The following is a 26,250-nucleotide window of genomic DNA, read 5'->3' as shown; positions in this document are numbered from 1 at the left end:
CTGCACTTCACACGTTTTTGGGAATTCGCCATGCCTACGCTTCTTATCACCGGCGCCGCCGGTATCGTCGGAACCGCGCTGCGCCCTTACCTGCGCGAGCGTTTCACCCTGCGCCTGCTGGACCGCAGGCCGGTCACCGAGTTGAACGCAGGCGAAGTTGCGCTGGTCGGCGACCTGACCGACCCGGCCTTCGTCCGCCAAGCCACCGAAGGCGTTGACGCGGTGCTTCATCTGGCCTGCGCCCACGGCACCGACATTCACTTTCAGAGCACTGTGCAGCCCAACTACCATGCCACCCTGTACTTGCTCGAGGCCGCGCAACGGGCTGGCGCCAAGCGCTTCGTGTTTGCCAGCAGCCACCATGTGCTGGGCCAGTACCACAGCCAGGCGGCCACTCATTTCGACGACAGCCCGGTGGCCCCGGACAGTTACTACGCCTTGAGCAAAGTGTTTGGCGAAGCGGCCTGCGCCATGTTTTCGCAGCGCAGCGACCTGGCCACATTCGTCGTGCGCATCGGCAATGCCGACCCCAAGGTGGCCGACGCCCGTCGGCTGCGCTTGTGGACCAGCGCCCGCGACCTGGCGCAGTTGGTGCTGATCGGCCTGGAGCACCCGCAGGTGCGTCACGAGATCGTCTATGGCGTGTCGGAGTGCCCGGATGCGTTCTTCCATAACCGCCGCGCTCGTGCGCTGGGCTATTGCCCCCAGGATAATGCCAGCGATCATCTGGCCGACGACTTCCTGGCCTACGAGGCCATGGCGCCGGTAGGCTCTGGCCGCGATCACGTTGGGGGGGCCTACGCCGGTGTGCCTTTGGCCAGTGTTCTGGAGCAAGCATGAAAATCGTCCGTATCGATACCCAGGTCGTGGAAATTCCTTTCCAGGATGGCGGCAAGGGCCTGGGCATCACGCCGACCACCTGGCACACGCTGGAAAACGTGCTGATTCGATTGGAAGACGAGCAGGGTAACGTCGGCTGGGGCGAAGCCTTTGGCTACTTCGTCGCCGATGCCACCAAGGCCCTGATCGATCGCCTGATTGCGCCGCTGCTGCTGCACCGCCAGGTCGATGACATCGCCGCCTTTAACCGCGAACTGCAGTTGCGGTTGCACCTGTTCGGGCGTTATGGGGTGACGATGTTTGCCATTTCCGGCGTCGATATCGCCCTGTGGGACCTCGCCGCCCGCCGCGAGGGCGTGCCCTTGCATCGCCTGCTGGGCCAAGCCCACCGCGAGCAGGTGCCAGCCTATGCCAGCCTGGTGCGTTATGCCGATGATGAGGTGGCACCGGCGATCTGCGAAAAGGCATTGCGCATGGGCTTTTGTGACATCAAGTTGCATGAGGTGACGTTGCCAGAGATCGCCGCCTGCCGCGACGCCGTTGGCAACGACATACCGCTGGCGACCGACGTCAACTGCGCCTGGACAGCTGTGGACACCCGTGCCTGGCTGCCAGCATTGGCGGACCTGCAACTGGCCTGGCTGGAAGAGCCGATATTCCCACCGGAAGATTTCGCCACGTTGGCCAGCTTGCGCGGCCAGGGTGTGCCGTTGTCGGCTGGCGAGAACTGGTGCACTGCCGTGCAGTTCGAGCAGGCGCTGGTGGCAGGTGCGGTCGATTCGATCCAGCCCAGCGTGACCAAGGTCGGGGGTATTTCCGAATGCCTGCGCATCGCCGCGCTCGCCGACCAGCACAACGCCGTGGTATTGCCGCACTGCCCGTACTTCGGCCCCGGCCTGATCGCCACCTTGCACCTGGCGGCGGTGCAACAACGCGTGCCACAAGTGGAGTACCTGTTCGTCGAACCGGCGGCCTGGTTGTACCCGGTCGAGCAATTGCGCCAGGGCAACCTGTTGCAGATCCCGCAGGGCCCCGGCCTTGGCCTGGACATCGACGTGCAAGTCGCCGAGCGCTACCGCCGCTGACGCTGGCGCGTATCCCGTAATTGCTCCCCTCCGCTGTGCCACGGCGCGGCGGCAGGGGCGACGTGTGCCCGTGAAAGGGCATCGGAGGTCCTATGCAACCGTTGGTTCTGAGCAACGCCACCTGGTCTGTCGGGCTGCTTCCTGCCTGGGGTGGGCGTATCGCCCACCTGCGTGCCGAGGGGCTCGACGTGCTGCTGCCGATCTCGGCCGAGCACTTCGACCCGCTCGACTGGCCGCGGGCTGGCGCGTACCCGCTGGTGCCGTACTCCAACCGTATTCGCAATGCCCAACTGCAGTTTGCAGGGCAGGCCTATACATTGCCGGCTCACCCCGCAGCGCGGCCGCACACCTTGCATGGGGTGGCGCACACACTGGCGTGGCACGTGCTGGAACCCTGTGCCGGGCAGTTGACCCTTGCCTGCGATTACCAAGGCGAGCACTGGCCCTGGGCATTTCGTGCCGAACAGCGTTTCGTGCTCGAAGGCAATCGCTTGAGTATCGTCCTGGCGCTGCTCAACCAGGGGGATTCCCCCATGCCTGCGGGCCTGGGGCTGCACCCGTATTTTAAACGCCATGCGGGGCTGAAAGTACGTTACCAGGTTGGGCGGGAATGGCAGATCGATGATCAGTACCTGGCTACCGGCGGCTTTCGGCAGGCCACGCAGCCTGTGTCGATTGACGCCGATGACGTACAGGCGTTGGCGCACTACCAGTCCTGCTGGGATGGGCTACTGGAACTCGATTACCCGGCGGGCAGCCTCAAACTGCAGGCAAGCCCACCCCTGAGCCATTTCGTTGCCTTTGCCCCGGCCGGCAGCCGCTACCTGTGCCTGGAGCCGGTTTCGCACCTGGCCAATGCCTTCAACCAGCCTGAACAGGCCTGGGGCGATACCGGCACCCAGGTGCTGGGCCCTGGCCAGCGGCTTGAAGCCACCCTCGAATTTACCTGGCAGCGACGCTGACAACTTTGCCGACCGCTGTACCCGACACCCACAATAAAAGAGAACAACAACAATGAAACTCTCCTCGACTGGAGCGGGCTTCGCTCGCGCTGCAAAACCCTTGTCGCTGCTGCTCGGGCTGGGCCCACTGTGTGCCCAGGCGGCCTTTCTGGAGGACGGCAAGGCCAACCTGACATTGCGCAACTTCTACTACAACCACGACCTGCGCGACTCCACCAAGCCTGCGCAGTCCAAGCTGGAGGAGTGGGCCCAGGGCTTCATCCTCAAAGGTGAGTCCGGTTACACCGACACTACGGTCGGGGTGGGCGTGGACGTTTATGCCGGCCTGGGGCTAAAACTGGATTCATCGCCATCGCGCAGTGGCTCGGCGCTGCTGCCGGGCGCCTACAACCGTGCGGGTGGGCCCCGCAATGCTGACCCGCGTTCGGCTGACGAGTTTTCCGAGGCCACGGCAGCGGTCAAATTCAAGTATTCGAAAACCGAGTTGAAGGTGGGCGGGCTGTTCCCCAAAATCCCCCTGGTCAGCGCCGGCGATGCGCGCTTGCTGCCGCAGTTTTTCGAAGGCGCGATGCTCGATATACGCGAACTGGACAACCTCGATATTGGCCTGGGCCAGATGCGCAAGGTCAACCAGCGCGAGTTCGCCGGCGCTCGCGACATTCAGGTGGGCAACTACTACAGTGTGTTCAGTGACCGCTTCGACTATTTGGGCGGTACCTGGCGCGCCACCCCGCAGACGTCGCTGGGGCTGTGGACCGGTCGCCTTGCCGACGTCTACCAGCAAACCTTGTATACCGGCACCCAGGCGTTCAAGGCCGGCGACTGGAACCTTTCCGGCACTTTCAACTACCTCGATACTGGCGAGTCGGGCAGTGAGAAGGCTGGCAATCTCGATAGCCGCATGACTTCGGCGATGCTCAGCGCCAACCTCAAGGCCCAGACGTTCCGCCTTGGCTACCAATACAACGCAGGCGACAGCGCCTTGCCGTTCATTCATGACACTGACCTGCCGGGGGTTGCCAACGCCGTACAGGTGCTGCGCTTCGACCGTGCCCAGGAGCGCTCGTGGCAGGCCCGCTACGACCTTGATTTCGCCGCCCTCGGCGTACCGGGGCTGACGGCGTTCGCCCGTTATGTGCGCGGGGACAACTTCAAGGTGGCGGGGGAGGATGGCAGTGAGTGGGAGCGCAACCTGGATGTCACCTACGTGATCCAGAGCGGGCCGCTGAAGAACCTGGCGTTGCGCTGGCGCAACGTCGAACTGCGCGGAGATGCGACCGGGCGGCGCGACGAAAACCGCGTGATCATTGCCTATACCTTGCCGCTGTTCTGAGCCTTTGGCCTGGGGCTGCTTTGCAGCCCCTTCGAGACGCGCCCCCAACAATCCCGAACCGATTCACATCCCCCCAGGAAGACACCAGTGCCCCAGCCCTTGGACCCCGCCATGCAGGCCTACATCGACAACAGCAAGCGTTTCACCGCGACCGACAACAGCCTGGCCGCCCGGCGCTCGGCATTCCTGCAAGCCTGCCGCAATTGCACACCGCCACCGCCTGAAGGCTGGGGTATCGAGGACATCGACCTGCAGGGCCTGCGCCTGCGCTGCTATCAACCCGCCGGCCCAGCACCGGAAGGTGGCTGGCCAACGCTGCTGTACCTGCACGGCGGTGGCTGGGACCTGGGTAACCTCGATACCCACGACTGGTTCGCTTACGCCCTGGCGCGCCGGGCACCGATCGCCATCGTCGCGGTCGAGTATCGGCTGGCGCCAGAGCATGCCTACCCTGCACCGCTGGAGGACTGCCTGAAGGTGTGGTCGGCGTTGCGCAGTGGCCAGGTCGATGCGCGCCTCAGCCAGGCCCGCTTGATGGTCGCCGGCGACAGCGCAGGCGGCACCCTGGCGGCCGGCTTGTGCAGGGCACTGCGCCGTGACGGGCAGCCGCAGCCAGTGGGGCAATTGCTGGTGTACCCGGTACTGACTGCCCGGCGGCAGTTGCCGTCGATGCAGCAGCATGCAGAGGCACCGATGATGACGGTGGCGGGGCTGATGAAGTCCCTAGAAGGGTTTCTGCCGGTCAAGGCCGACCGTGATGACCCCTGCGCGATGCCGTTGGAGGCGGATGACTTCGCCGGGCTGGCCCCGGCCTGGGTGCTGGTGGCCAGTGTCGACCCACTGCGCGATCACGGCATCGCCTACTGTGACGCGCTTGCGGCGCATGGGGTGCAGGCCGATGCCTGGGTAGGCGAGGGGATGGTGCATTCCAGCCTGCGCGCCGTCGGGGTGGCTGAGGTCGAGCAGGCTTGGGACCGAATGGCCGTACAGTTGCTGCAGTGGGCGCAGGGCACCCTCGATTCCGCCGACGGCGGGGCATCTGCGTACTGACGAAAAACCTGCCTGCCCGCCATTATGGGGCCAGACTGTCTACACCACGCGAAGCCAGATGCTGCAGTCTTCCACGGGATGTGGCAGCCTTTGGCGACCACGCCGGGTCGCCGGGTGCCACTTGTGCCGAGGGTTGTAGATGATCGAGCGTTGCGTTCGCCACGCCTTGCTGTTGATGCTGTGCGGGTTCCTGCTACCGATGGGCGCGGGTGCGCAGGCGGCATGCCAGCACCTGACGGCCACTGGCAACCCTGAATACCCCCCGTACCTGTGGCGTGACCCACACAACCCTCAGCAGTTGATCGGTGCCAATGCCGACTTACTCAAGCACTTGGGCAAGCAACTCGGGCTGGAGGTGGAGGTGGTCTATGGCGGGCCTTGGTCGCGTGCCCAGGAGGAAGTGCGCACGGGCCGTATCGACCTGCTGGCCGGGTATTTTCTGACCCAAGCGCGCACCCACCTGATGGACTTCATAAGCCCCGCGTTCCTGCACACGCCCAGCGTGGTCTGGGTGCGCCAGCAAGGGGCCTTTGCCTATCAGCAATGGGCGGACCTGCAAGGCCGTAAAGGCGGGACACTGGTCAATAACAGCCATGGGCAGCAATTCGATGACTATGCCAGGGCCAACCTCACGCTCGAAGCGGTGCCCAGCGCCAAGCAGGCCTTCGAGAAACTGTTGCTCAAACGCAGCGACTACGTGGTCTTCGAGCAGTACCCCGGCATGGCATTGGCGCAGACGCTGGGCATGCAGGACAAGCTGCAGGTGCTGGACCCGCCCGTGTCCAGCGAAGGCTTGTACCTGGCGGTGTCACATCAGTCGCCCTGCAATCAGCCGCAGTTGCGCGAAGCGCTGACGCGGGAGATGACCCAGGTCGTGTCCAGCACGTTGCCGGAGCAATTAATGCGGCAGAACCTGGCACGTTGGCAGCAACAGCAGTCGCAAGGGCTCGCTCACTGACCCTCACATCGACGTCAGGGCTTGAGGCACGTCAACGTCCAGCACCACCCCAGCATCGTCGACGGCTACGCTGGCACACGCCCGCGGATTGTCCAGGATGACCTGCCTGCCGCCTTGGTCGCCGTGCAACTGCGCCAGTGCCGGCCAGAAGGCACGGCCGAAGACCACCGGGTGCCCGCGCTGGCCCTGGTACAGCGGCAGCACGATACGTGTAGCACTGGCCTGCTCGCACAACGTGTGCAAGGTACGCGGTGCGATCCACGGCATATCCGCCAACAGCACCGCCACCGCCTGGGCGGGGGTCTGCAACAGGGCGGTGACCCCCGCTGCCAGGCTGGCGCCCATGCCGTGCTCGGCCTGGTCGGCCCATACGATCCGGGCACGCGGGTCGATGCCCAGTTGTTGCGCGTCGTCGTCCGGGCGCAGCACGATGTGCACCACGGCGAACTGCTCGAATGCACGCGCCAGCGTCGCTGCCAGCAGCGTCTGCCCCGAAGGCAACCGTGCCAGGCGTTTGTCGCTGCCAAAACGCTGCGATCGCCCAGCCGCCAGCACCAGCGCGGCGCAGGTCATGGGGTGTGCAGGCATGCCTCGGCCTCCCGGGCAAGCTTGGCCTTGGTCACGTTGACCGCGCCAGGCAGGCTCACGTCGTTCTTGGCGGCAAGGATCTCGGCCATGACGCTGACGGCGATTTCGGCCGGGGTCTTGCTGCCGATGTAGATGCCGATAGGGCCGTGCAGGCGCTGGAGGCTGGCTTCGGTCTCGCCGAAGTGTTCGATCAGGCGCTCGCGGCGCAACTGGCTGTTGCGCCGCGAGCCGATGGCGCCGATATAGAACGCCGGGCTGTGCAGGGCTTCGAGCAATGCCAGGTCGTCGAGCTTGGGGTCGTGGCTGAGGGCGACGACGGCGCTGCGCAGGTCGGGGGCGAAGGCGCGAACCACGTCGTCCGGCATCCCGGCCAGCTTCACCACGCCTTCGACGCTCCAGCCGCCCATGTACTCGGGCCGAGGGTCGCACACCGACACCGTGAAGCCGTTGAACAGGGCCATGGTCGCCAGGTATTCGGCCAGCGCGCCGGCGCCGATCAGCAGCACGCGGTAGCCAGGGCCGAGGGTGCTGAGCATGCGCTGGCCGTCGAAGCTGAACTGATCCGGTGTGGCGCTGGCCGTAAGCGTGGCTGCGCCGCTGCGCACATCCAGCTCGCGGCGTATCAGGCTACCGCTGTCCAGGCCGGCCAGCAGTTGCGCCAGGTGTGCTGCCGATGGCTCGAACTCGAGGATCAGTTGCAGGGTGCCGCCGCAGGGCAAGCCGAAACGGTGGGCGTCCTCGGCGCTGACGCCGTAGCGAACCACCTCCGGCAGCCCGGTCTGCATGCCAGGGCCGCCATAGGCGGTGGTGTAACGGTGGATGAGATCGTCCTCGATGCAGCCACCGGACACGCTGCCGACCACGCGACCGTCGCTGCGCAGGGCCATCATCGAACCAACCGGGCGAGGGGAGGAGCCCCAGGTGCGGGCCACGGTGGCCAGCAGGACGCGTTCACCGCTGGCAAGCCAGTCACGGGCGGTGCGCAATACCAGCAGGTCGATGCTTTCCATTCTCATTCTCCAAAGCGTAATACCTGTGCCGACCCTTTACTGATTCAGCAGGGTTATGTGGGGAAATCACTCATCCACCCTTCTGTGGGAGCCGGCTTGCCGGCGATGCAGGCGCCGCGCTGCTTGGCACCGGCCTTGCCGGTGATCGCCGGCAAGCCAGCTCCCACAGGGTCGGCAACCCAAGGTGAACGCCTATAGAGACCGTGCCGTTCTCGATGAAACTTCATCGCATATGCAAGATGATTGGGCTGCTGCTGGCCGGGTCGGTGTGCCCGCGCAACGTGCTCACTGCCTGTGCATCCACCGCGCTGCCGTGGTTGCCCCAACTGCTGCGCACAAAGCTCAGTACTTCGGCAACCTCCTGGTCCGACAATTGCTCGCGGAAGGCCGGCATGCGGTAGGCATCGGGCAGGCCAGCGGCAACAATGCGTTGCGAGCCGTTGAGGGTGATGTTGATCGCCGAGGCGTTCTCGCCGGCCAAGGCCGAGGTTGCGCCCGCTAACGGCGGCATCCATTCGGCCTGGCCCTTGCCGTCCAGCCCATGGCAAGAGGCGCAGCGCGTGACGTAGGTGTGGGCGCCTGGGCGCTCCAGTGTCGCCGCCGCCGATGCCGCTTGGTACTGCCAGGGCGTGCCGTCACGTTGCGGATCGCCTGGCAGCGATTTCAGGTAGTGGGCGATTGCCGCCAGGTCCTCGTCGGCCATGAACTGCGTGGAGTTGTTGAACGCCTCGGTCATCGAGCCATAGACCACGGCATGCCGGTTACGCCCAGTCTTGAGAAACTGGACGATCTCGGCTTCGCTCCAGCGCCCAAGGCCGGTGTTGTGATCGGCGCGCAGGCTCGGCGCGTACCAGCCATCGAGCAGCGCGCCAGCCAGAAACGGCTTGCCGTCTTCATCCAGAGCCTTCTCGTTGAAAGCCAGGCCGCGCGGGGTATGGCAACTGCCGCAGTGCCCGGGGCCCTGGACGATATAAGCGCCACGGTTCCACAGGGCGTCCTGGCCAGCCTTGGCCACGTAGGGCGTAGTGGGCGCAAACAGCCCGTTCCACAGCGCGATGGGCCAGCGCAGGTTCAGCGGCCACGGGATATCGCTGGGGATATTCGGCTGGCTGGCAGGTTGCACGCCCTGCATGAAAAACGCGTACAACGCACGCACATCGTCATCGCTGAGCTTGGCGTAGGAGGGGTAGGGCATGGCCGGGTACAGCCGCCGGCCACCGGGGGCGACGCCATGGCGCACAGCGCGGTCGAAGTCGGCGAGGCTGTAGCCGCCGATGCCGGTGTCCCGGTCTGGGGTGATGTTGGTGGCATGGATCGCGCCCAACGGCGTGGCCATCTCCAGGCCCCCGGCGAACGGCTTGTTGTCGGGCAGGCTGTGGCAGGCCACGCAGTCGCTGAGCCGGGCCACGTACTCGCCGCGGCTGACCAGCGCCGGGTCGACGTTGGCGTTTTGTTCGGCCACGAAAGGCGACGCGGGCTCCCGGGTGACATACCAGGCCAGCAGGCCTGCCGCGATCAGGCACGGCAGCGCCAGCCAGCCGGCGGTTCTTGCGAATCGGCTGTGGGTCATGGGCGTTCCTTGTCCTGTCAGGTGAAGGTGTAGCGGCTCAATGGGATGCTGCGGATGCGCTGGCCGGTCAGCCGCGCTACCGCGTTGGCCACCGCCGGTGCAACCGCGGGCAGCGGCGGTTCGCCGATGCCGCCCATTTTCGCGCCGCTTTCGACGATGCGCACATGCACCCGCGCCATGCGCGAAGGCGGCAGGATCGGGTACAGGTCGTAGTTGCGCGCCCGGGGCTTGCCGTCGATGTACACCGCTTCTTCCAACAGGGTCTGCGACAGGCCCAGGGCCACGGCGCCGTTGACCTGCGCTTCGATGATCGCCGGGTTGACGATGCTGCCCGGGTCGATGGCCTGCCAGATGTCGTGCACTTTGACCTGACCGTCCTCGATCGACACTTCGGCGATGACCGCCGCCTCCGAGCCAAACGGCGAGGCCATGGCCACACCACGTGCCCGTTTGCTGCCGTCCTCGGCGGTGAATGGCCCACGCTTCCAGCCGCCGGACAACTCGCCTACCGCCTGTAGCAGGGTGGTCAGGCGGGGGTTGTCGCGCAACAGATGCAGGCGCAATTCATAAGGGTCCTTGCCGCCTTTGTCGGCCAGCTCGTCGAGGAAGGCTTCGTAGAAGAAGTCGTTCAGCGAGTTGCCCACCGAGCGCCAGTAGCCGAGCATGACCGGGCCTTTGACGTAGATTTGGGCAATGCGCTTGTTGGCGATGGCGTACGACTTGCCCGACAGCCCTTCAAGGGCGGTGGGGTCGATCTTGTCACCTTGTTTGCCGGCCAGTGCCTCGGTCGGGCCTTCGGTGGCACTCACGGCTTCTATCGCGACAGGCAGGCCATCGTCATCCAGTGCCCCACGGAACTTGACCACCGCCAGCGGTCGCAACACATCCCGCAGAAACTCTTCTTCGCGGCTCCAGATCAGCTTGACCGGGCGGCCCACCGCTTTGGCCAGGGCGATGGCCTGTGGGTAGGGGTTGGCCGAGTCGTACAGAAAATGCCGGCCAAAAAAGCCGCCCAGCAGGGGGGAGTGCAGGGTGATGCGCGCAGGGTCGAGGCCGGTGCGTTTGGCGATGTCGTCGCGGAACATGTCCGGCGCCTGGTTGGGCAACCACACCTCCAGCGAACCGTCGGGGTTGAAGCGGGCGAGCGCCGAGGGCGGCTCGAGCTGGGCGTGGTTGAGGTATTGGTTGTGGTAGGTCGCCTCGACCTTGGTCTTGGCCTTGGCCAGCACCCCGGCCACATCGCCTTGGTTTTCCTCGTCGCGGGCCGGGCCTTGCTCGGTGGCCAGGCGGTCACGATAGGCGTCGCTGGAGAAGTCGGCCGGCATTGGCCTTACCGGCGAATCGCTGCCGGGCTCCTGCCAGTCCACCTGGAGGGCCTCGACTGCGCGCTTGGCATGCCACCAGCGTTCGGCGACCACCGCCACCGCGCCGGGTAGTTGATGCACCGAATGCACGCCTTTCATGGCCTTGACCTGTGCTTCGTTGCGCAGGCTGCCAACCGTCATGCCCAGGCGCGGTGCGTGCTGGACGGCGGCGTGGAGCATGCCGTCGAGCTTGATGTCGATGGTGTACACGGCCTTGCCGGTGGATTTGTCATAGGCATCGACCCGGCGCACCGGTTTGCCGATCCAGCGGAACTGGCTGGGGTCGCGCAGCTTCACGCTGGCCGGGTCTGGCACCGGCAGGTCGAGGGCGCGCTCGGCCAGTTCGCCGTAGGGCACCGAGCGGCCTGAGGCTGCATGGATAACCTTGCCGGGTTCGGTGGAAAGTTCGTCGACCGGCACCCCCAACTGCTCGGCACCTGCCTGCAGCAACATGGCCCGGGCCAGGGCGCCGAGGCGGCGCATGGTCGGGTAACTCATGCGAACCGACATGCTGCCGCCGGTGATGCGCATGCCGTTTTCCATCACCACGTAAGCTTCGCCAGGCGGCGCGCTGTCGACCAGGAACGTGGCCGGGTCGGCGTCCAGTTCTTCGCCGACGATCTGTGCCATGGCGGTGTAGGTGCCTTGGCCGCCCTCCATGAACGGGCAGAGCAGGCGCACGGTGCTGTCCGGGCGAATTTCCAGGAAGGCCGGCACTTGTGTGCCGCGCTCCTGGGCCGCGGTGGTGGCGGCCTGGACCCGTGCCGAGCCCAGCGGCAACCCAAACCCGAGTACCAGCGCGCCCGCGGCGGCGCCCGCCGAGGCTAGCAGGAAGCGGCGGCGTGACAGGTTAACCGGCTCACCCAGCGGCAGCGCCGACAGCTCGGCAGGGGTATCGATACGCGTGTTCATCACGCCTCCTCCCGCTGGGCCGCAAGGTCGTGGACGGCGGCATGGATGGCGTTGTAAGTGCCGCAGCGGCACAGGTTGACCATCGCGGCATCGATCTGCGCGTCGCTGGGCTGGGGCGTGTGCTTGAGCAGCGCCGTGGCGGCCATCACCTGGCCTGACTGGCAGTAGCCGCACTGCGCCACCTGGTGCTCGACCCAGGCCGCGACCACGCGCTTGCCAACGGCGTCGTCCTCGATCGCCTCGATGGTGGTCACTTCGCGCCCGACCACGCCTGCCACCGGGGTCACGCAGGCGCGCACCACGCTGCCGTCCACCAGCACCGAGCAAGCGCCGCATTGCGCCAGGCCGCAGCCATACTTGGTGCCGGTCAGCCCCAGGTCGTCACGGATCACCCACAACAGGGGCGTGTCAGCGTCGGCCTCGACCTGATAGGTCTTCTGGTTGATGCGTAGTTCCATGGTTCACCTGCTCATCATCGGTTTGCTGTCGCGTTGTCGTCGTGAGTGGGGATACGTTGCCCCCAATCCAGAAACGCTAGCACAGCGCTACGACCGGCGAGCAGGCGCTGCCGACAGGTCAGGAGGATCAGGCAAGGAATTCGGCGGAATGCGCAAGGCAGGCGTTGGCGGCAGGCAAACAGGACTTCCAGGCGAAAAACCCGGATAATGCCGGCCAATTTCGTTTTGCACGCTTAACTCACGGTAATCCCGCATGGAAATCAAGGTCAATTTTCTCGACAATCTCCGTCTCGAAGCCAAGTTCGACGACTTCACGGTGATCGCCGACCAACCGATCCGTTACAAAGGCGACGGTTCGGCCCCGGGGCCGTTCGACTATTTCCTGGCGTCTTCGGCCCTGTGCGCGGCTTACTTCGTGAAGCTGTACTGCCAGACCCGCGACATCCCCACCGAAAACATTCGGCTGTCGCAGAACAACATCGTCGACCCGGAAAACCGCTACAACCAGATCTTCAAGATCCAGGTCGAGCTGCCTGAAGACATCTCCGAGAAGGACCGCCAGGGCATCCTGCGTTCCATCGACCGTTGCACGGTAAAGAAGGTCGTGCAGACCGGGCCTGAATTCGTCATCGAGGTGGTGGACAACCTCGACGCCGATGCCCAGGGGCTGCTGATGCCGGTATCGGACACCAGCACCTACATCCCGGGCAAGGACCTGCCGCTGGAGCAGACCATCGCCAACATGTCGGCGATTCTCGCGGGCCTTGGGATGAAGATCGAGATCGCCTCGTGGCGCAATATCGTGCCCAACGTGTGGTCGCTGCATGTGCGCGATGCACAGTCGCCGATGTGCTTCACCAATGGCAAGGGTTCGACCAAGGAGGCCGCGCTGGCCTCGGCGCTGGGTGAGTTCATCGAGCGCCTGAACTGCAACTTCTTCTACAACGACCAGTTCTGGGGCGAGGACATCGCTAACGCGCCGTTCGTGCATTACCCGAACGAGCAGTGGTTCAAGCCGGGCCCCAAGGACGCGCTGCCCAGCGAGATCCTCGACGCGAACTGCCTGGAAATCTACAACCCCGACGGTGAGCTGCGCGGCTCGCACCTGTACGACACCAACTCGGGCAACACTGCGCGGGGCATCTGCTCGCTGCCATTCGTGCGCCAGTCGGACCAGGAGGTGGTGTACTTCCCGTCCAACCTGATCGAGAACCTGTTCCTCAGCAACGGCATGAGCGCTGGCAACACCCTCGCTGAGGCGCAAGTGCAGTGCCTGTCGGAAATCTTCGAGCGTGCGGTGAAGCGCGAGATCCTCGAAGGCGAACTGTGCCTGCCGGATGTACCGCAGGAAGTGCTGGCCAAGTACCCGGGCATCGTTGCCGGTATTCAGGGGCTGGAAGAGCAGGGCTTCCCGGTGCTGGTCAAGGACGCATCGCTGGGCGGTGAGTTCCCGGTCATGTGCGTGACCTTGATGAACCCGCGCACCGGTGGCGTGTTCGCCTCATTCGGCGCGCACCCGAGCCTGGAAGTGGCGTTGGAGCGCAGCCTCACCGAGTTGTTGCAGGGCCGCAGCTTCGAAGGCCTGAACGACCTGCCGCAGCCCACCTTCGAAAGCCACGCGCTGACCGAGCCGAACAACTTCGTCGAGCACTTCATCGACTCCAGCGGCGTGGTGTCGTGGCGCTTCTTCAGCGCCAAGGCCGATTTCGAGTTCGTCGAGTGGGACTTCTCTGGCCATGGCGAAGATTCCAACGTACAGGAAGCTGCGACCCTGTTCGGCATCCTCGAAGACCTGGGCAAAGAAGTGTACATGGCGGTGTACGACAACCTCGGTGCCACCGCGTGCCGCATCCTGGTGCCGGGTTACTCGGAGATCTACCCGGTCGAGGACCTGATCTGGGACAACACCAACCGGGCCTTGTCGTTCCGCGCTGACATCCTCAACCTGCACAGCCTGGACAACCGTTCGCTGAAGTTGCTGCTCAAGCGCCTGGACAACTGCGATGTGGACGATTACACCACCATCACCACGTTGATCGGCGTTGAGTTCGACGACAATACGGTGTGGGGCCAGTTGACCATTCTTGAGCTGAAGCTACTGATCTGCCTGGCCGTGCAGCGCTTCGAAGATGCCAAGGAGCTGGTTGAGGCGTTCCTTCAGTTCAACGACAACACCGTCGAGCGTGGCCTGTTCTACCAGGCGTTGAACGTGGTGCTGGAGGTGGTGTTGGATGATGAACTGGAGATGGAAGACTACGAAACCAACTTCCGCCGCATGTTCGGCAACCCGCGGATGGACGCGGTGCTGGGCTCGGTGGACGGCAGCGTGCGCTTCCACGGCCTGACGCCGACCAGCATGAAGCTGGAAGGGCTGGATCGTCATTTGCGTTTGATCGAGAGCTACAAGAAGCTGCATGCAGCTCGGGCCAAGTTTGCCTGATAGACCGAGCGCCGCTTGTGCGGCGCTTCGCAGCACAAGGCTGCTCCTACACAGGCCCGATTCGGCGCCAAGAATGTCGCGCGCCACTGCCGCAGGATTAATTGGCCCGAAACAATTGTAGGAGCAGCCTTGTGCTGCGAAGCGTCGCGCAAGCGGCGCTCGATCCCGCAAGCGCCAACCCCCCCAAACCGTACACCTCGCAACCATCCCCATATAGCGGTTAATGCTTTCCGCTATCTCAAATCCGTCTTGCCTCTCACCCCCCACCGCTTGCCGCTTCCCCCATCAGGCGCATAATTTTTTGCTACCCCCACGGGCTCGACCCCTCAACCTATCCATGGCGCGATGACCGCCAGAAGGACCTCGGCCGCGCACAACAAGAAGGCGCAGACCATGAGCACCCCTTTGGATACCAATGCCTTGAAAGCCCGCCAGCAAGCAGCGTGGGCCAGCGGTGACTACGCCGTGATCGGCACCACCCTGCAGCTGGTGGGCGAACGCCTGGCCGAAGCCTGTGATTTGCGCTGGGACGAGCAGGTACTGGACGTGGCGGCCGGCAACGGCAATGCCACCCTGGCCGCCGCGCGGCGCGGTTGCCGCGTCACCTCCACCGACTACGTGGCCGAGTTGCTCAAGCGCGGTGAGGCACGCGCTCAGGCCGAGCACCTGAACGTGGTGTTTCAAGTGGCCGATGCCGAAGCGTTGCCGTTCGCCGAGGGTGCATTCGATGCCGTTCTGTCGACCTTCGGTGTGATGTTCACCCCCGATCAGGCCCAGGCCGCGCGGGAATTGAGCCGCGTCTGTCGGTCCGGCGGCCGGATTGGCCTGGCGAACTGGACGCCCCAGGGTTTCGTTGGCCAGATGTTCAAGACGCTCGGGCGCCACGTTCCGCCGCCAGCCGGGGCATTGCCCCCTTCGCGCTGGGGTGACGAGGAACAGTTACGGGTACTGTTCGACAGGGCGCTGGGCCAGATGCAGGTCACCCATCAACACTTCAACTTCCGCTATCGCTCTGCAGCGCACTTCATCGATGTGTTCCGCACTTGGTATGGGCCGGTGCACAAGGCGTTTGCGGCATTGGCGCCTGAAGCCGCCAATGCGCTGGAAAGCGACCTGACTGCGCTGTTGAATGAAAACAACGTGGGGGGCGGGGCCTCGCTGGTGGTCCCCAGCGAGTATCTGGAGGTGGTGATCACGCGGCGTTGAGCGTCAGCGACTGCTGCCTAGTTCTTGCACTTGGCCATCACCACCTGGCAGGTCTTCGGCGTCCCCCCAGACCTGCCTGCATAGCGCACACAGTTGTTCAGCGACTTCTGCCGGGCAATGCTCAGGGTATTGCCCCAGGCCAGGCCACCTTCGCCCGTAGTCGGTACGGCCTTGGCGAAGCAGTTGGAGCCAACGGTGGAGGCCGCATAGCGGGCTTGGTTTTTCTTGCTGGAGCAGCCTGCGCTCAGCCCCAGGCCGAGGATGAGCAGCGTGATCAGTGCCCAGAACGCCCACGTGCGCTCCCGGTAGTCGCTCATGCTGTTCTCCTTGTTCGAGTGATGCCAAAGCGCTGAAGGTAGAAAAGCACAGCGCGGGTGCTTGCAGGATACCATTCAAGCGAAACGGTGAACTATCGCGTCGTAGAGACGCTCCTTTCTTTAGCGCACCCCGCGCACGCCTGATGATGTCTTTGTCATCAGGCCCGGGTCACTGAACGATAAGGAGGCGCCGTGACCGCATCTGAGCAAACCCTCTACCGCTGCACGCCAGGCCCATTGCACGCCATGCTGTTGGCCGGCAGTGTTCCGCTGTTTCTTGGCGCGCTGTTGAGCGATATCGCCTACTTCAATAGCTACCAGATCCAATGGAGCAACTTCGCGGCCTGGCTGATCGCCGGTGGCTTGGTGTTCTGTGGGCTGGCGCTGCTGTTCGCGTTGGTCAACCTGATCCGCGCCGAGCGCAAAGGCGGGCGTGCGACCCTGTATTTCGTGCTGTTGCTGGCGACCTGGGTGTTGGGGGTGGTCAATGCCTTCGAGCATGCCAAGGACGCCTGGGCAGTGATGCCGTCGGGGTTGGTGCTGTCGGTCATTGTGACCGCGCTCGCAACTGTCGCGGCGTGGACTGGCCTTAGCAACCTGCGTTCGGGAGGTGTGGCATGAAGCCTTTGCATACCTTGAGCCTGTTGAGCATGGCGTTACTGATCAGTGCCTGTGGTGGGGAAGGCACGCCCACTCAAGCCCATGGCCCGGACCCCAAGCTTCCTGAGCCCCAGCGTGGTTTGCTGCCGAGCATGAAGATCGCTGAGCCGGTTGCCTGGGGTGAGCAGAAGCCGACTGTGCCTGAGGGCTTCAGCGTCACGGCAATCGCCACCGGCCTGAACATCCCGCGCCAGAGCCTGGTGCTGCCCAATGGCGATATTCTCGTAGCCGAAGGCCGCGGCGGCAGCGCCGCAAAACTCAAACCCAAGGATGTGATCGCCAGCCAGATCAAGGCCAAAGGCAATACCCAGGTCAAAGGCGGCAATCGCCTGACTTTGCTGCGCGACGCCGACGGCGATGGCACCTACGAGGTGCAGACGGTGTTTGCTGAAAACCTCAACGCCCCTTACGGCCTGGCGTTTGCCAACGGCAAGCTGTACGTGGCCAACCAGGATGCATTGGTGCGTTTCGACTACCAGGAGGGCCAGACCAAGGCCAGCGGTGCGCCGGTCAAGGTCACCGACCTGCCTGCCGAAATCAACCACCACTGGACCAAATCGTTGGCCGTCAGCGCTGATGGGCGCTTCCTTTATGTGGGTATCGGCTCGAACAGCAACATCACCGAGCGCGGCCTGGAAGTGGAGATCGATCGGGCCATGGTCTGGCAGGTCGATGCCCAGACCGGTGCTCACCGGCCCTATGCGACCGGCTTGCGCAACCCGACGGCCTTGGCTGTTCAGCCGCAGAGCGGGCAGGTGTGGGCGGTGGTCAACGAGCGTGATGAGCTCGGCCCTGATCTGGTCCCGGACTACCTGACGTCGGTGCGTGAAGGTGGGTTTTATGGGTGGCCCTACAGTTATTGGGGCCAGAACGTCGATGACCGGGTCAGGCCACAGAACCCGGACAAGGTGGCGGCGGCAATCAAGCCGGACTACAGCCTTGGCTCGCATGTGGCTGCATTGGGGGTCGACTTCTCGGTACCGGCCATGGGCGAGCGCTTCGCCGACGGGGTGTTCGTGGGTGAGCACGGTAGCTGGAACCGGCCAAACCCCGTGGGCTACAAGGTGATCTTCGTGCCGTTCAGCAATGGCAAGCCGGCAGGCGAACCGATCGACTTCGCCACGGGCTTCCGGGGCGAGGACGGCAAGACGCGTGGGCGGCCGGTGGGGGTCACCGTCGACCCGCGCGGTGCCTTGATCATTGCCGACGACCTGGCCAATACGGTCTGGCGGGTGACGCGCAGCCAGTAATGACTATGCTTGTTGGCGCGTGAACCTTTCACGCGCCAACCCGGAAACGAATACAGGGAAGCAGGCCTATGAAACCCATTAGCTCACTCGCTCGCGCTGTCGCACTCGCCTCGCTGGTCTTCGCTGGCAGCTTCACGGCCCAGGCCGCTGATGTGCCGATTGGTAGCGAAGCGCTGGAAAGCCATGTCACCACCAAGGTGCAGGCTATCGACCTGGCCAGCCGCCAGGTCACGGTGGAGGGCGCCAACGGCAAGCCTGTGACCTTCCAACTGACCGAGAAGGCCAAGGCGCTGCCCAACCTCAAGGTCGGCGACACGGTCGACATCTACGTGACCCGCGCTGTGGCTTATGTGCTCAATACCGACGTGGGCGGCGCGCCTAAAGTGAGTGATGAGTCCGGCAGCATTCGCGCCACCAAGGACAACCCCAACCCCGGCGGTGAGGCGTTCCGCCAGGTCAAGGTCACGTCGCAGATCAAGAAGATCGACCTCAAGAAGCATGAGGTGAGCCTGCTGCCGCCGGAAGGCAAGCTGCAGGTGGTGAAGGTCGAGAACCCTGACCTGCAGGCGCGCATGAAGAACCTCAAGGTCGGCCAGACGGTCGATGCCATCTACACCGAAGTGCTGCGCGTGGAGACCTCACGCTAGGTTCGGCGTGTGAGGTGCCCGGCTATTCACGCGGCGAATAGTCGGGGTGCATGTGTTTGATTTCCATAACCGGTGCAGATCCATCGATCATGGCCTCCATCACACTACAAGGTGAGGCAAGTCATGTTGAGCAAGTCGATGGTTCTGTTGGGTATCCCTGTGGCGATGGCGTTGCTGGCGGGTGCCGTGCTGCCGTTTCAGGCAGCTGGCAACGCCGCTGTTGGCCGGGCGTTGGGCCACTGGTTATGGGGGGCGTTCACCTCGCTGACGGTCAGTTCAGTGGTGGTGATTGCGGCGCTGCTGATACTGCGGGTGCCAACGCCAGATCTGGGCAAGGCCCTCCAAGGGCCGTGGTGGCTGTGGATTGGCGGCGTGCTGGGCGCGCTCTACGTGGCCGGCGCGGCAGCACTGACGCCGAAACTGGGCGCCGCGGGCTTTCTAGTGCTGGTGGTGGCAGGGCAGATCTTGACGGCGGTCATCGCTGACCATTTCGGGATAATGGGGCTAGGGGGCAAACCGGTTAGCCTGGCCCGGTTGGCAGGCGTGGTGCTGATCCTGTGTGGGGTCTTCCTGGTCCAGGGGGGCTGGGGGAGCAGCGCTGCGGCCAAGCCTGTGGTGCTCGAGCAGTCACAGCGCTGATCAAGTGCCTGGCTGGCTGCAGGCCCACACGGCCTCGCGCAGCCAGCGATGCCCGGGGTCGCTGTCTTTGCGGCTGTGCCAGGCCTGCTGATAGGCAAACGAAGGAATGGTCAGTGGCGGCTCAAACCGGCGCAACGCCTGATGCTGGCGCAATGAGCCTACCGCGCGGCTGGCCACCGTGAGAATCAGATCGGTGCCCGCAAGCACCTCGACCGCTGCGCTCCAGTGCGGCAGTGCCAGGGCTATCCGCCGCTGCAGGCCGTGGGCGGCCAATGCGCGTTCTATTTCATCATGGGCATCGGGGTGCATGGCCATCAACACATGGGGGCGAGTCAGCCAGTCGGCCAACGCTAGGCCCCCACTGGCAGGCAGCACCTGGCGGTCGGCAACACTGATGAAGTGTTCCTCGAATAGGGGCTGGGCGGTGATGCTCTGCGGCAGCTCGGGGAATAGGCCCAAGGCGAGGTCGAGCTCCCCGTCGAGCAGCTGGGCCAGCATGGTTTCACGGCTGGCCTGGCTGATTGCCAGGTCTACACCGGGTGCTACCTGGCGCACGTGGCGGACCAGGGGCGGAAGGATGATGCGCGAAGCATAGTCGGACAACGACAAACGGAACCGACGCTGCGCCTTGGCAGGGTCGAACAGCGGAGCGGCCAGCAGCGCGTTGAGGTTGCCCAAGGCATCTTGCAGCGGCTTGGCCAGTGCCTGCGCACGTGCGGTCAGGGCCATGCGGCCGTTCTGGCGAATCAACAAGGGGTCATCGAAGTGCCTGCGCAATTGTGCCAGCGCATGGCTCACCGCCGGCTGGCTGCGGTGCAGGCGCAGGGCGGCGCGGGTCACGTGCTTCTCTGTCAGCAGTGCATGCAAGGCCAGCAGCAGGTTGAGGTCGATCTTGCGCAGTTCATCCATGGGGCGAATAGTCGAGGCTGGTTGGGCGGGCTTTGATCAGCCTAACAGATGCTCTGGTTTGGGTGCGCGGCGGTGCGCATGGCGGTCGGCTATTGCTGCACGGGTTGCAGAAATCATCTGCACTGCGCCGTATTGTTCAACTTGCCATGCCTAATTAGCCTGTATCGAAACCGTCATCCTCACAGGAGTCGATCATGGCCAACCGTATAACACTCAACGCCACCGGTACTGCCGATGTCATGCAGGTGCAGCACGTCCAACCGCAAGTGCCAGGGCCAGGCGAGGTTTGGCTGGAGCAGACCGCCATGGGCGTCAACCCGCTGGACGTACTGCAGCGCAAGGGCGGGGCGCCCCTGGCATTGCCGTCTGGCCTGGGGCTGGAGGGCGCCGGGCGGGTGAGCGCGGTGGGTGAAGGGGTGAGCAATGTGCGCGTGGGGGACCGGGTGGCGTATGCGATGGGCCCGGTAGGCGCTTATGCCAGCGGGCGGCTGTTCCCTGCCGAGCGCCTGGTCAAGCTGCCGGACTCACTGGATGACGAAGCCGCCGCAGCCGTATTGTTCAAGGGCATCACCGCGCAGTACCTGCTGAAGAGCACCTACCGCGTGGGGCCGGGTACCCAGGTGCTGCTGTATGGCGCGGGCGGGGCATTGGGGCAGCTCATGGCGTCTTGGGCCAGGCACCTGGGGGCGACCGTGATTGGCGTGGTGTCGCGACCGCAGAGCGTCGAGCGGGCGCGGGCGGCGGGCTGCCATCACGTGATGGTGTTCGAGGCGGCCACGTTGGCCAGGGAGGTGCGTGAGTTGACGCACGGCGAGGGCGTGGACGTGGTGTATGACAGTGTCGGCAAGGTGTCGCTGGAGGCCTCGCTGGACAGCCTGCGCCCGCGCGGGTTGCTGGTGTCGTTTGGTGGCACCTCCGGCGCGCCGGCGGCCATTGAAGTGGCCACGCTCAATGCCAAGGGCTCCCTGTACCTGACGCGCCCGTCACTGGCAGCCCATACGCGCACCGTCGAGGAGTACCAGCAGCGCGCCGCCGATGTGCTGGCGGCGGTCGACGCAGGTATCATCCAGCCTCGGGTCTGGCGTCGCTACCCGCTGGCCGAAGCGGCCAGGGCCCACGCGGACCTGGAGCAAGGGCTGTCGGAAGGGGCGCTGATTCTCATTGCCTGACTTTCCTACCTTCTGCCGAGCCTTGCCATGGACGCCTTCGACAGCCGCCGCGCCGATGAACTTGCCACCTTGCTGGCCTTGCACGAGCAGGGGTCGTTCGCGGCTGCTGGACAGCAACTGGCGCGCCACCCCACGGTGCTGTCCAAGCGCCTGAGCGCACTCGAAGCACGCCTTGGCATCCGCCTGGTTGAGCGCAGCACGCGGCAACTGCGCTTCACCGACGAAGGTGAGCGGTTGGTGGCGCGGGTGCGCGAGGCCAGCCGGCTGATCGCCGAAGCCGAACAGGAAGCCACGCAAGGGGCGGTAACGGTGCGGGGGCGTTTGCGCCTCGCCTTGCCGGCGGCCATGGGGCGGCGCTGGTTGAGCGGGATGTTGGCGGATTTTGTGCTGGCCTATCCGCAGGTCACAGTGGAGGCCGAATACGCCGATCGCTTCGTTGACCTGATCGGCGAGGGCTTTGACGCTGCCATCCGTATTGGCGAGTTGGCCGATAACCGCCTGGTGGCGCAAAAGCTGTGCGATCACCGCCGCATCCTCTGCGCCTCGCCGGGCTACTTGGCCAGTCATGGCACGCCGCAGCAGCCTGAGCAGCTAGCCGGGCATAACTGCCTCGGCTTCAGCGGCTTGCGTTCGTTTCCCGAATGGCGCCTCACCCGGCAAGCGCAGCAAGTCAGTGTCAAAGTCAGTGGTTCGTTGCGCAGTAATGACAACGAAGCCTTGCTCGAAGCTGCTCGGCGGGGTGTGGGCATATTGGCTGGCGGCGACTGGCTGATGGGCGAGGATTTGGCCAGTGGGCGCTTGGTGAGGGTGCTGCCGCACTGGCAGCTCGACGTGGCGGCAGGGATCTACCTGGTGCGGCCTACGGCACGGCTGAACACCGCTGCACTCGGGGTTTTCAAGGCGTGGGTGACTGAGCAGTTCAGTGCGGGAGCGCCCTGGCGGCACCAGGGCGATCATCTTTAGATTTCGCCTTAATTTTATTGTTTAACTAGTTGAAATCAAACGATAAAACTATTTGTGGTTGTTCCGCCTGTTGTTAACGTTTTGCTGCAAATGATCAGGCTAAAGTACTGAAAAATATGAATTTATCGCTTTGCGACGGCATGCTGCACGCATTGCTCGTAATAGGTCTGCTTGATCGCCGCAGGTTTCAATCGCGAACGGCTGTTGTAAGTCTGCTCGGTAATGCCGAACGCGGTCATGCGCATCCACGGCTTGGCGAACTTGCGCGCCTGTAACTTCTTGCGCGTGGCATACAGGGTTACCCCTGATAGCTTGGCCTGCTGGGCTTCTGCGGCGATCTGTGCGCCCCAGCCACAGGTCTGGCGATCATTCTGGCTCAGCGTCCTGGCCTGCACGCCGAAGGCGGCCGTGGCCAGCAGGCAGCCGGCCATCGTTGCTAGAAGTACTCGCATGTTGCTGTCCTAAGCATCTGAAGGAGAAGGGAGTTTGCCTTCCCTTCAAACGCCTGGGGGCCAGCAATTTGCCGTCAGGCAGTGGCCATTCGCAACCGCGCTGAGGCGGGGGCACGCAGGCTGGCCCAGGCAAGGCCTGCCACCCAGATGACCGATACGCCGTAGTTCAAGCGCTGGTACAAGCCGAACAGATGGCCACTTTCAACAGCCTGGCCCATCAGCGCGACGGTCACGATCGCCAGCACTACGGCTGCCAAGGAGAACAGGCTCAAGGCCCGTGAGCCGGCCACCCGGTTGCCTAGCCAGGCCCACAGCGCACTGGCCCAAGTCAACGAAAGGAACATCAGCAAGCCTGAGAGGTTGTGCAACTGCTGCGACAGCGAAGGCTGTGCCGGTGCACACCCTTGGTCGCAGGGGAACCAGCCGGAGCCCAGGCTGCCCAGGCCATGCAGCAGCACCAGGGCCGCGCTGACCCGCGCCAGGGTCGATCCCTGCCAGCGACGGGCCAGGCCCCAGGCAAACAGTGCGAACAACACGGCCAGTGGGAAGTTGTTGACCAACGCAGACCAGTGCTGGGTGGCTGCACCCACGGCGCCGAGTTGGCTCATGGCCTGTTGCAGGTGGTCATAGCCGGGGTACGCCTGGGCGGTCAGCCAGACGCCAGCCAGTAGCCACAGGGGGATCAGCAGGCCAGTGGCGAGCAGAATTCGGTCGAGCGGTTTCATGCTGTCGTTTCCTTCCATGGATAAGTGAGCGCGAAGCCGCACGGTACAGCCTTTCGCTGGCTTTGGGCCAGCATGTGGCGCTGATTTTTCGCATTCCGCGTGTCGCAGACACAGTGTGAAATACCGCATTGGGTGTATGTGATCGTACAACTGCTTGCGCTATCATGGGCGCTGTCTTTCAAGGTGAAATACAGGGCATGACAGAGCAGCAGGTACAGGCAAGGACCCGGCGCAAGCCGCGCAGTCTGGCCCAGGAACTGGTCACGGTGCTGACCGAGCGAATTCGCAGCGGCCAGCTCAAGCGCGGCGACAAGCTGCCGACCGAATCGCAGATCATGGCGGAAGAGGGCGTCAGCCGCACCGTGGTGCGCGAGGCCATCTCGCGGCTGCAGGCCGCAGGCCAGGTGGAGACCCGCCATGGCATCGGCACCTTTGTGCTGGACGCACCGGCTACGGGCGGTTTCCGCATCGACCCGGCGACCGTGGTGACCCTGCGCGAAGTGCTGGCAGTGCTGGAGTTGCGCATTGCCCTGGAGATCGAGTCGGCAGGGTTGGCGGCGCAGCGGCGCAGTGATGAACAGCTGGTTGGCATGCGCGCAGCGCTGGACGAGCTCAACGAAGGCGCGGCCCATGCGACCGATGCCGTGTCCGCGGACTTCCAGTTCCACTTGCGCATCGCCCAGGCCAGCGGCAACCACTACTTTGCCGACATCATCAACCACCTGGGTACCAGCATCATTCCACGTACCCGGCTCAATTCGGCACGCCTGGCCCATGATGACCAGGCGCACTACATGAGCCGGTTGATGCATGAGCACGAGGCGATCTACGAAGCGATTGCCCGGCAAGACAGCGAAGGGGCGAAGATGGCCATGCGCATGCACTTGAGCAACAGCCGCGAGCGATTGCGTCAGGCGCATGAAGAGGCGGAAGCGCAGGGGGTCTGAGCCCTCTGTCGCCCAGGCCGGCCTCTTCGCGGGTAAACCCGCTCCCACAGGGGTGGCACAGATTTCAGGCCTGCAGTGATCCTGTGGGAGCGGGTTCACCCGCGAAGGGGCCGGTACAGACAAAAGAAAAAGCCCCGACATGTGCGGGGCTTTTTCCATTCTAAAGACGATCAGATCGCCTCTTCGCTCCACTGCCCATTCACCAGGCGACGCAGCCCCAGCGGGTTGCCATCGCGCAGCGCCTCAGGCAGCAACGCCTGCGGGTAGTTCTGGTAGCACACCGGGCGCAGGAAACGGTCGATGGCCAAGGTGCCGACCGACGTGCCGCGTGCATCTGAGGTTGCCGGGTACGGCCCGCCATGCACCATGGCGTCGCACACTTCGACACCCGTCGGGTAGCCATTGACCAGAATCCGGCCGACCTTTTCTTCCAGCAGCGGCACCAGCCAGGCGAACGCTTCGAAATCCTCCGGCTCGCCGATCAGGGTCGCGGTCAGTTGGCCGCGCAGGCCGAGCAGTGCGGCGCGCAGTTGTTCGTTGTCCTGGGCTTCGACGGCCACAGTGGTTGGGCCAAACACTTCTTCTTGCAGCAACGGGTCGGCGTCGACCAGCAGGCGGGCTTCAGCCTTGAACAGCTGGGCGCGGGCCTGGTTGCCTTCCTGTGCCTGGCCGGCCAGGTGCTCGATGCCAGCGTGGGCGTGCAGGTGCTCCAGGCCGCCAACGTAGCTGCGCAGGCCGCCGGCGTTGAGCAGGGTCTGGCCAGCCTGTTGGTCGAGGTGCTGGCCGAGGTCAGCCAGCAACTGGCTGAATTGCGGCGATTGCAGGCCGATCACCAGGCCAGGGTTGGTGCAGAACTGGCCGGCACCCAGGCACACCGAGCCAGCCAGTTCGCGGGCGATGGCTTCGCCACGTTTGGCCAGGGCGCCGGGCAGGATGATCACCGGGTTGATGCTCGACATCTCGGCAAACACCGGGATCGGCTGTGGGCGTTCGGCGGCCATGCGGCACAGCGCATCGCCACCCTTGAGCGAGCCGGTAAAGCCGACGGCCTGGATCGCCGGGTGCTTGACCAGCCATTCGCCGACCCCGCCGCCGAAGACCATGTTGAACACGCCCTTGGGCATGCCGGTGCGCTCAGCGGCGCGCTGGATGGCACAACCGACCAGGTCGGCTGTGGCCATGTGGCCGCTGTGCGCCTTGAACACTACCGGGCAGCCTGCGGCGAGGGCGGCGGCGGTGTCGCCACCGGCAGTCGAGAAGGCCAGCGGGAAGTTGCTGGCACCGAACACGGCAACCGGGCCTACGCCAATGCGCATCTGGCGCAGGTCGACACGAGGCAGCGGTTGGCGATCCGGCAGGGCCAGGTCGATGCGTGCCCCCAGGTAATCACCGCGGCGCAGGACTTGCGCGAACAGGCGCATCTGGCCACTGGTACGCCCGCGCTCGCCCTGGATACGCCCTGCAGGCAGGGCGGTTTCGCGGCAGACGATGGCGACGAAGGCGTCGTCCAACTCATCCAGTTCGGCGGCGATGGCATCGAGGAATTCGGCGCGGCGCGCCGGGGCCAGTTGGCGGAATTCGGCGAAGGCGGCAGCGGCGGCTTGGGCGGCTTGGTCCACTTCAGCCTCGGTGGCCTGGGCAAAGCTGTAGGGCAGGGCCTCGCCAGTGGTGGCGTCCAGGCTCTGCAGGCGTTGCGCGCCAGCGGCGCTGCGCTGGCCGGCGATGAAGTTGTGGCCGAGGATCTCAGGCATGGGGTGCTCCTTTGAAGAAATAAAAGGCTGAAGGACGGCATGGCC

The 26,250-nt window shown here is 64.6% G+C and carries 25 protein-coding genes; 15 read left to right on the top strand and 10 right to left on the bottom strand.

Annotated elements, in window-relative coordinates:
• The first annotated feature begins 30 nt into the window (after nucleotides 1–30).
• From D886_RS0109145 to D886_RS0109120, 6 genes are all read left to right on the top strand, one after another.
• Nucleotides 31–840 carry an NAD(P)-dependent oxidoreductase gene (locus D886_RS0109145; protein ID WP_027593633.1) on the top strand — a complete coding sequence of 270 codons (810 nt, stop codon included), beginning with the start codon at nucleotides 31–33 and terminating at the stop codon, nucleotides 838–840.
• The gene (locus D886_RS0109140; RefSeq protein ID WP_027593632.1) at nucleotides 837–1,925 is read left to right on the top strand and encodes a mandelate racemase/muconate lactonizing enzyme family protein; all 1,089 of its coding nucleotides are present in this window, start codon (nucleotides 837–839) and stop codon (nucleotides 1,923–1,925) included. The genes D886_RS0109145 and D886_RS0109140 overlap by 4 nt, the downstream gene beginning before the upstream one ends.
• A gap of 92 nt (nucleotides 1,926–2,017) precedes the next feature.
• Nucleotides 2,018–2,887: an aldose 1-epimerase gene (locus D886_RS0109135; protein ID WP_027593631.1), complete on the top strand. Its 870-nt coding sequence runs from the start codon at nucleotides 2,018–2,020 to the stop codon at nucleotides 2,885–2,887.
• A 52-nt stretch (nucleotides 2,888–2,939) separates the two neighbouring features.
• The gene (locus D886_RS0109130; RefSeq protein WP_027593630.1) at nucleotides 2,940–4,220 is read left to right on the top strand and encodes an OprD family porin; all 1,281 of its coding nucleotides are present in this window, start codon (nucleotides 2,940–2,942) and stop codon (nucleotides 4,218–4,220) included.
• An 87-nt stretch (nucleotides 4,221–4,307) separates the two neighbouring features.
• A complete protein-coding gene (locus tag D886_RS0109125; protein WP_155951412.1) occupies nucleotides 4,308–5,270 on the top strand; it encodes an alpha/beta hydrolase in 963 nt (320 codons plus the stop codon).
• Nucleotides 5,271–5,409: 139 nt separating this feature from the next.
• On the top strand, nucleotides 5,410–6,228 hold the full coding sequence (locus tag D886_RS0109120) for an ABC transporter substrate-binding protein (protein WP_027593628.1): 819 nt from the start codon (nucleotides 5,410–5,412) through the stop codon (nucleotides 6,226–6,228).
• Between the two features lie 3 nt (nucleotides 6,229–6,231).
• Here D886_RS0109120 and D886_RS0109115 read toward each other — a convergent pair whose 3' ends face one another.
• From D886_RS0109115 to D886_RS0109095, 5 genes are all read right to left on the bottom strand, one after another.
• Nucleotides 6,232–6,816, bottom strand: a complete 585-nt coding sequence (locus tag D886_RS0109115) for an NTP transferase domain-containing protein (protein WP_256214972.1) — start codon at nucleotides 6,814–6,816, stop codon at nucleotides 6,232–6,234.
• Nucleotides 6,798–7,826, bottom strand: coding sequence for an XdhC family protein (locus D886_RS0109110; RefSeq protein WP_027593626.1), 1,029 nt, complete (start codon nucleotides 7,824–7,826; stop codon nucleotides 6,798–6,800). Before D886_RS0109110 ends, D886_RS0109115 begins: the two co-directional genes overlap by 19 nt.
• 223 nt (nucleotides 7,827–8,049) lie before the next feature.
• Entirely contained in the window at nucleotides 8,050–9,396 is a 1,347-nt protein-coding gene (locus tag D886_RS0109105) for a cytochrome c (protein ID WP_027593625.1), read from the bottom strand.
• 17 nt (nucleotides 9,397–9,413) lie between these two features.
• Complete coding sequence (locus D886_RS0109100) at nucleotides 9,414–11,672, bottom strand: xanthine dehydrogenase family protein molybdopterin-binding subunit (RefSeq protein ID WP_027593624.1); 2,259 nt, start codon at nucleotides 11,670–11,672, stop codon at nucleotides 9,414–9,416.
• Nucleotides 11,672–12,130 carry a (2Fe-2S)-binding protein gene (locus D886_RS0109095; protein WP_027593623.1) on the bottom strand — a complete coding sequence of 153 codons (459 nt, stop codon included), beginning with the start codon at nucleotides 12,128–12,130 and terminating at the stop codon, nucleotides 11,672–11,674. Before D886_RS0109095 ends, D886_RS0109100 begins: the two co-directional genes overlap by 1 nt.
• Before the next feature lie 253 nt (nucleotides 12,131–12,383).
• Between D886_RS0109095 and D886_RS0109090 the strand changes: the two genes are divergently transcribed.
• Both D886_RS0109090 and D886_RS0109085 read left to right on the top strand, forming a co-directional pair.
• Nucleotides 12,384–14,570, top strand: a complete 2,187-nt coding sequence (locus D886_RS0109090; protein WP_027593622.1) for an OsmC domain/YcaO domain-containing protein — start codon at nucleotides 12,384–12,386, stop codon at nucleotides 14,568–14,570.
• A gap of 393 nt (nucleotides 14,571–14,963) precedes the next feature.
• Nucleotides 14,964–15,776, top strand: coding sequence for a class I SAM-dependent methyltransferase (locus D886_RS0109085; RefSeq protein WP_027593621.1), 813 nt, complete (start codon nucleotides 14,964–14,966; stop codon nucleotides 15,774–15,776).
• 17 nt (nucleotides 15,777–15,793) lie between these two features.
• Here the strand turns inward: D886_RS0109085 and D886_RS0109080 are convergent, their stop codons facing one another.
• On the bottom strand, nucleotides 15,794–16,093 hold the full coding sequence (locus tag D886_RS0109080) for a hypothetical protein (protein WP_027593620.1): 300 nt from the start codon (nucleotides 16,091–16,093) through the stop codon (nucleotides 15,794–15,796).
• A gap of 246 nt (nucleotides 16,094–16,339) precedes the next feature.
• Between D886_RS0109080 and D886_RS0109075 the strand changes: the two genes are divergently transcribed.
• From D886_RS0109075 to D886_RS0109060, 4 genes are all read left to right on the top strand, one after another.
• Nucleotides 16,340–16,714, top strand: a complete 375-nt coding sequence (locus D886_RS0109075) for a DUF2231 domain-containing protein (protein WP_097151376.1) — start codon at nucleotides 16,340–16,342, stop codon at nucleotides 16,712–16,714.
• Nucleotides 16,711–18,003, top strand: a complete 1,293-nt coding sequence (locus D886_RS0109070; RefSeq protein ID WP_027593618.1) for a sorbosone dehydrogenase family protein — start codon at nucleotides 16,711–16,713, stop codon at nucleotides 18,001–18,003. Before D886_RS0109075 ends, D886_RS0109070 begins: the two co-directional genes overlap by 4 nt.
• Nucleotides 18,004–18,071: 68 nt before the next feature.
• Nucleotides 18,072–18,650: a hypothetical protein gene (locus D886_RS0109065; RefSeq protein ID WP_027593617.1), complete on the top strand. Its 579-nt coding sequence runs from the start codon at nucleotides 18,072–18,074 to the stop codon at nucleotides 18,648–18,650.
• Nucleotides 18,651–18,773: 123 nt separating this feature from the next.
• Nucleotides 18,774–19,289, top strand: a complete 516-nt coding sequence (locus tag D886_RS0109060; RefSeq protein WP_027593616.1) for a DMT family transporter — start codon at nucleotides 18,774–18,776, stop codon at nucleotides 19,287–19,289.
• On the opposite strand, the gene D886_RS0109055 is transcribed toward D886_RS0109060, so the two are convergent.
• The gene (locus D886_RS0109055) at nucleotides 19,290–20,198 is read right to left on the bottom strand and encodes a LysR family transcriptional regulator (RefSeq protein ID WP_027593615.1); all 909 of its coding nucleotides are present in this window, start codon (nucleotides 20,196–20,198) and stop codon (nucleotides 19,290–19,292) included.
• 194 nt (nucleotides 20,199–20,392) lie between these two features.
• Between D886_RS0109055 and D886_RS0109050 the strand changes: the two genes are divergently transcribed.
• Entirely contained in the window at nucleotides 20,393–21,367 is a 975-nt protein-coding gene (locus D886_RS0109050; protein ID WP_027593614.1) for a quinone oxidoreductase, read from the top strand.
• A 27-nt stretch (nucleotides 21,368–21,394) separates the two neighbouring features.
• The gene (locus D886_RS0109045) at nucleotides 21,395–22,330 is read left to right on the top strand and encodes a LysR family transcriptional regulator (RefSeq protein ID WP_027593613.1); all 936 of its coding nucleotides are present in this window, start codon (nucleotides 21,395–21,397) and stop codon (nucleotides 22,328–22,330) included.
• A 122-nt stretch (nucleotides 22,331–22,452) separates the two neighbouring features.
• Here the strand turns inward: D886_RS0109045 and D886_RS0109040 are convergent, their stop codons facing one another.
• Both D886_RS0109040 and D886_RS0109035 read right to left on the bottom strand, forming a co-directional pair.
• Nucleotides 22,453–22,782: a hypothetical protein gene (locus D886_RS0109040; RefSeq protein WP_027593612.1), complete on the bottom strand. Its 330-nt coding sequence runs from the start codon at nucleotides 22,780–22,782 to the stop codon at nucleotides 22,453–22,455.
• Nucleotides 22,783–22,856: 74 nt separating this feature from the next.
• A complete protein-coding gene (locus D886_RS0109035; RefSeq protein ID WP_027593611.1) occupies nucleotides 22,857–23,507 on the bottom strand; it encodes a DUF998 domain-containing protein in 651 nt (216 codons plus the stop codon).
• Nucleotides 23,508–23,704: 197 nt separating this feature from the next.
• Here D886_RS0109035 and D886_RS0109030 point away from each other — a divergent pair, with 197 nt between their 5' ends.
• On the top strand, nucleotides 23,705–24,454 hold the full coding sequence (locus tag D886_RS0109030; RefSeq protein WP_027593610.1) for a FadR/GntR family transcriptional regulator: 750 nt from the start codon (nucleotides 23,705–23,707) through the stop codon (nucleotides 24,452–24,454).
• 170 nt (nucleotides 24,455–24,624) lie between these two features.
• On the opposite strand, the gene D886_RS0109025 is transcribed toward D886_RS0109030, so the two are convergent.
• Nucleotides 24,625–26,205 carry an aldehyde dehydrogenase (NADP(+)) gene (locus D886_RS0109025; protein WP_027593609.1) on the bottom strand — a complete coding sequence of 527 codons (1,581 nt, stop codon included), beginning with the start codon at nucleotides 26,203–26,205 and terminating at the stop codon, nucleotides 24,625–24,627.
• Between the last annotated feature and the right edge of the window lie 45 nt (nucleotides 26,206–26,250).

Origin of the sequence: Pseudomonas sp. LAIL14HWK12:I7 (assembly GCF_000483465.1) — a bacterium.
GTDB lineage: Bacteria > Pseudomonadota > Gammaproteobacteria > Pseudomonadales > Pseudomonadaceae > Aquipseudomonas > Aquipseudomonas kermanshahensis.
The sequence above is the reverse complement of the archived record's forward strand: the minus strand, read 5'-3'. Positions and strand labels throughout refer to the sequence as shown.

Coding starts and splice junctions, on each gene's coding strand:
- D886_RS0109145 (WP_027593633.1), top strand. CDS start 31: ATGCCTACGCTTCTTATCACCGGCGCCGCCGGTATCGTCGGAACCGCG.
- D886_RS0109140 (WP_027593632.1), top strand. CDS start 837: ATGAAAATCGTCCGTATCGATACCCAGGTCGTGGAAATTCCTTTCCAG.
- D886_RS0109135 (WP_027593631.1), top strand. CDS start 2,018: ATGCAACCGTTGGTTCTGAGCAACGCCACCTGGTCTGTCGGGCTGCTT.
- D886_RS0109130 (WP_027593630.1), top strand. CDS start 2,940: ATGAAACTCTCCTCGACTGGAGCGGGCTTCGCTCGCGCTGCAAAACCC.
- D886_RS0109120 (WP_027593628.1), top strand. CDS start 5,410: ATGATCGAGCGTTGCGTTCGCCACGCCTTGCTGTTGATGCTGTGCGGG.
- D886_RS0109115 (WP_256214972.1), bottom strand. CDS start 6,816: ATGCCTGCACACCCCATGACCTGCGCCGCGCTGGTGCTGGCGGCTGGG.
- D886_RS0109110 (WP_027593626.1), bottom strand. CDS start 7,826: ATGGAAAGCATCGACCTGCTGGTATTGCGCACCGCCCGTGACTGGCTT.
- D886_RS0109105 (WP_027593625.1), bottom strand. CDS start 9,396: ATGACCCACAGCCGATTCGCAAGAACCGCCGGCTGGCTGGCGCTGCCG.
- D886_RS0109100 (WP_027593624.1), bottom strand. CDS start 11,672: ATGAACACGCGTATCGATACCCCTGCCGAGCTGTCGGCGCTGCCGCTG.
- D886_RS0109095 (WP_027593623.1), bottom strand. CDS start 12,130: ATGGAACTACGCATCAACCAGAAGACCTATCAGGTCGAGGCCGACGCT.
- D886_RS0109090 (WP_027593622.1), top strand. CDS start 12,384: ATGGAAATCAAGGTCAATTTTCTCGACAATCTCCGTCTCGAAGCCAAG.
- D886_RS0109085 (WP_027593621.1), top strand. CDS start 14,964: ATGAGCACCCCTTTGGATACCAATGCCTTGAAAGCCCGCCAGCAAGCA.
- D886_RS0109080 (WP_027593620.1), bottom strand. CDS start 16,093: ATGAGCGACTACCGGGAGCGCACGTGGGCGTTCTGGGCACTGATCACG.
- D886_RS0109075 (WP_097151376.1), top strand. CDS start 16,340: ATGCTGTTGGCCGGCAGTGTTCCGCTGTTTCTTGGCGCGCTGTTGAGC.
- D886_RS0109070 (WP_027593618.1), top strand. CDS start 16,711: ATGAAGCCTTTGCATACCTTGAGCCTGTTGAGCATGGCGTTACTGATC.
- D886_RS0109065 (WP_027593617.1), top strand. CDS start 18,072: ATGAAACCCATTAGCTCACTCGCTCGCGCTGTCGCACTCGCCTCGCTG.
- D886_RS0109060 (WP_027593616.1), top strand. CDS start 18,774: ATGTTGAGCAAGTCGATGGTTCTGTTGGGTATCCCTGTGGCGATGGCG.
- D886_RS0109055 (WP_027593615.1), bottom strand. CDS start 20,198: ATGGATGAACTGCGCAAGATCGACCTCAACCTGCTGCTGGCCTTGCAT.
- D886_RS0109050 (WP_027593614.1), top strand. CDS start 20,393: ATGGCCAACCGTATAACACTCAACGCCACCGGTACTGCCGATGTCATG.
- D886_RS0109045 (WP_027593613.1), top strand. CDS start 21,395: ATGGACGCCTTCGACAGCCGCCGCGCCGATGAACTTGCCACCTTGCTG.
- D886_RS0109040 (WP_027593612.1), bottom strand. CDS start 22,782: ATGCGAGTACTTCTAGCAACGATGGCCGGCTGCCTGCTGGCCACGGCC.
- D886_RS0109035 (WP_027593611.1), bottom strand. CDS start 23,507: ATGAAACCGCTCGACCGAATTCTGCTCGCCACTGGCCTGCTGATCCCC.
- D886_RS0109030 (WP_027593610.1), top strand. CDS start 23,705: ATGACAGAGCAGCAGGTACAGGCAAGGACCCGGCGCAAGCCGCGCAGT.
- D886_RS0109025 (WP_027593609.1), bottom strand. CDS start 26,205: ATGCCTGAGATCCTCGGCCACAACTTCATCGCCGGCCAGCGCAGCGCC.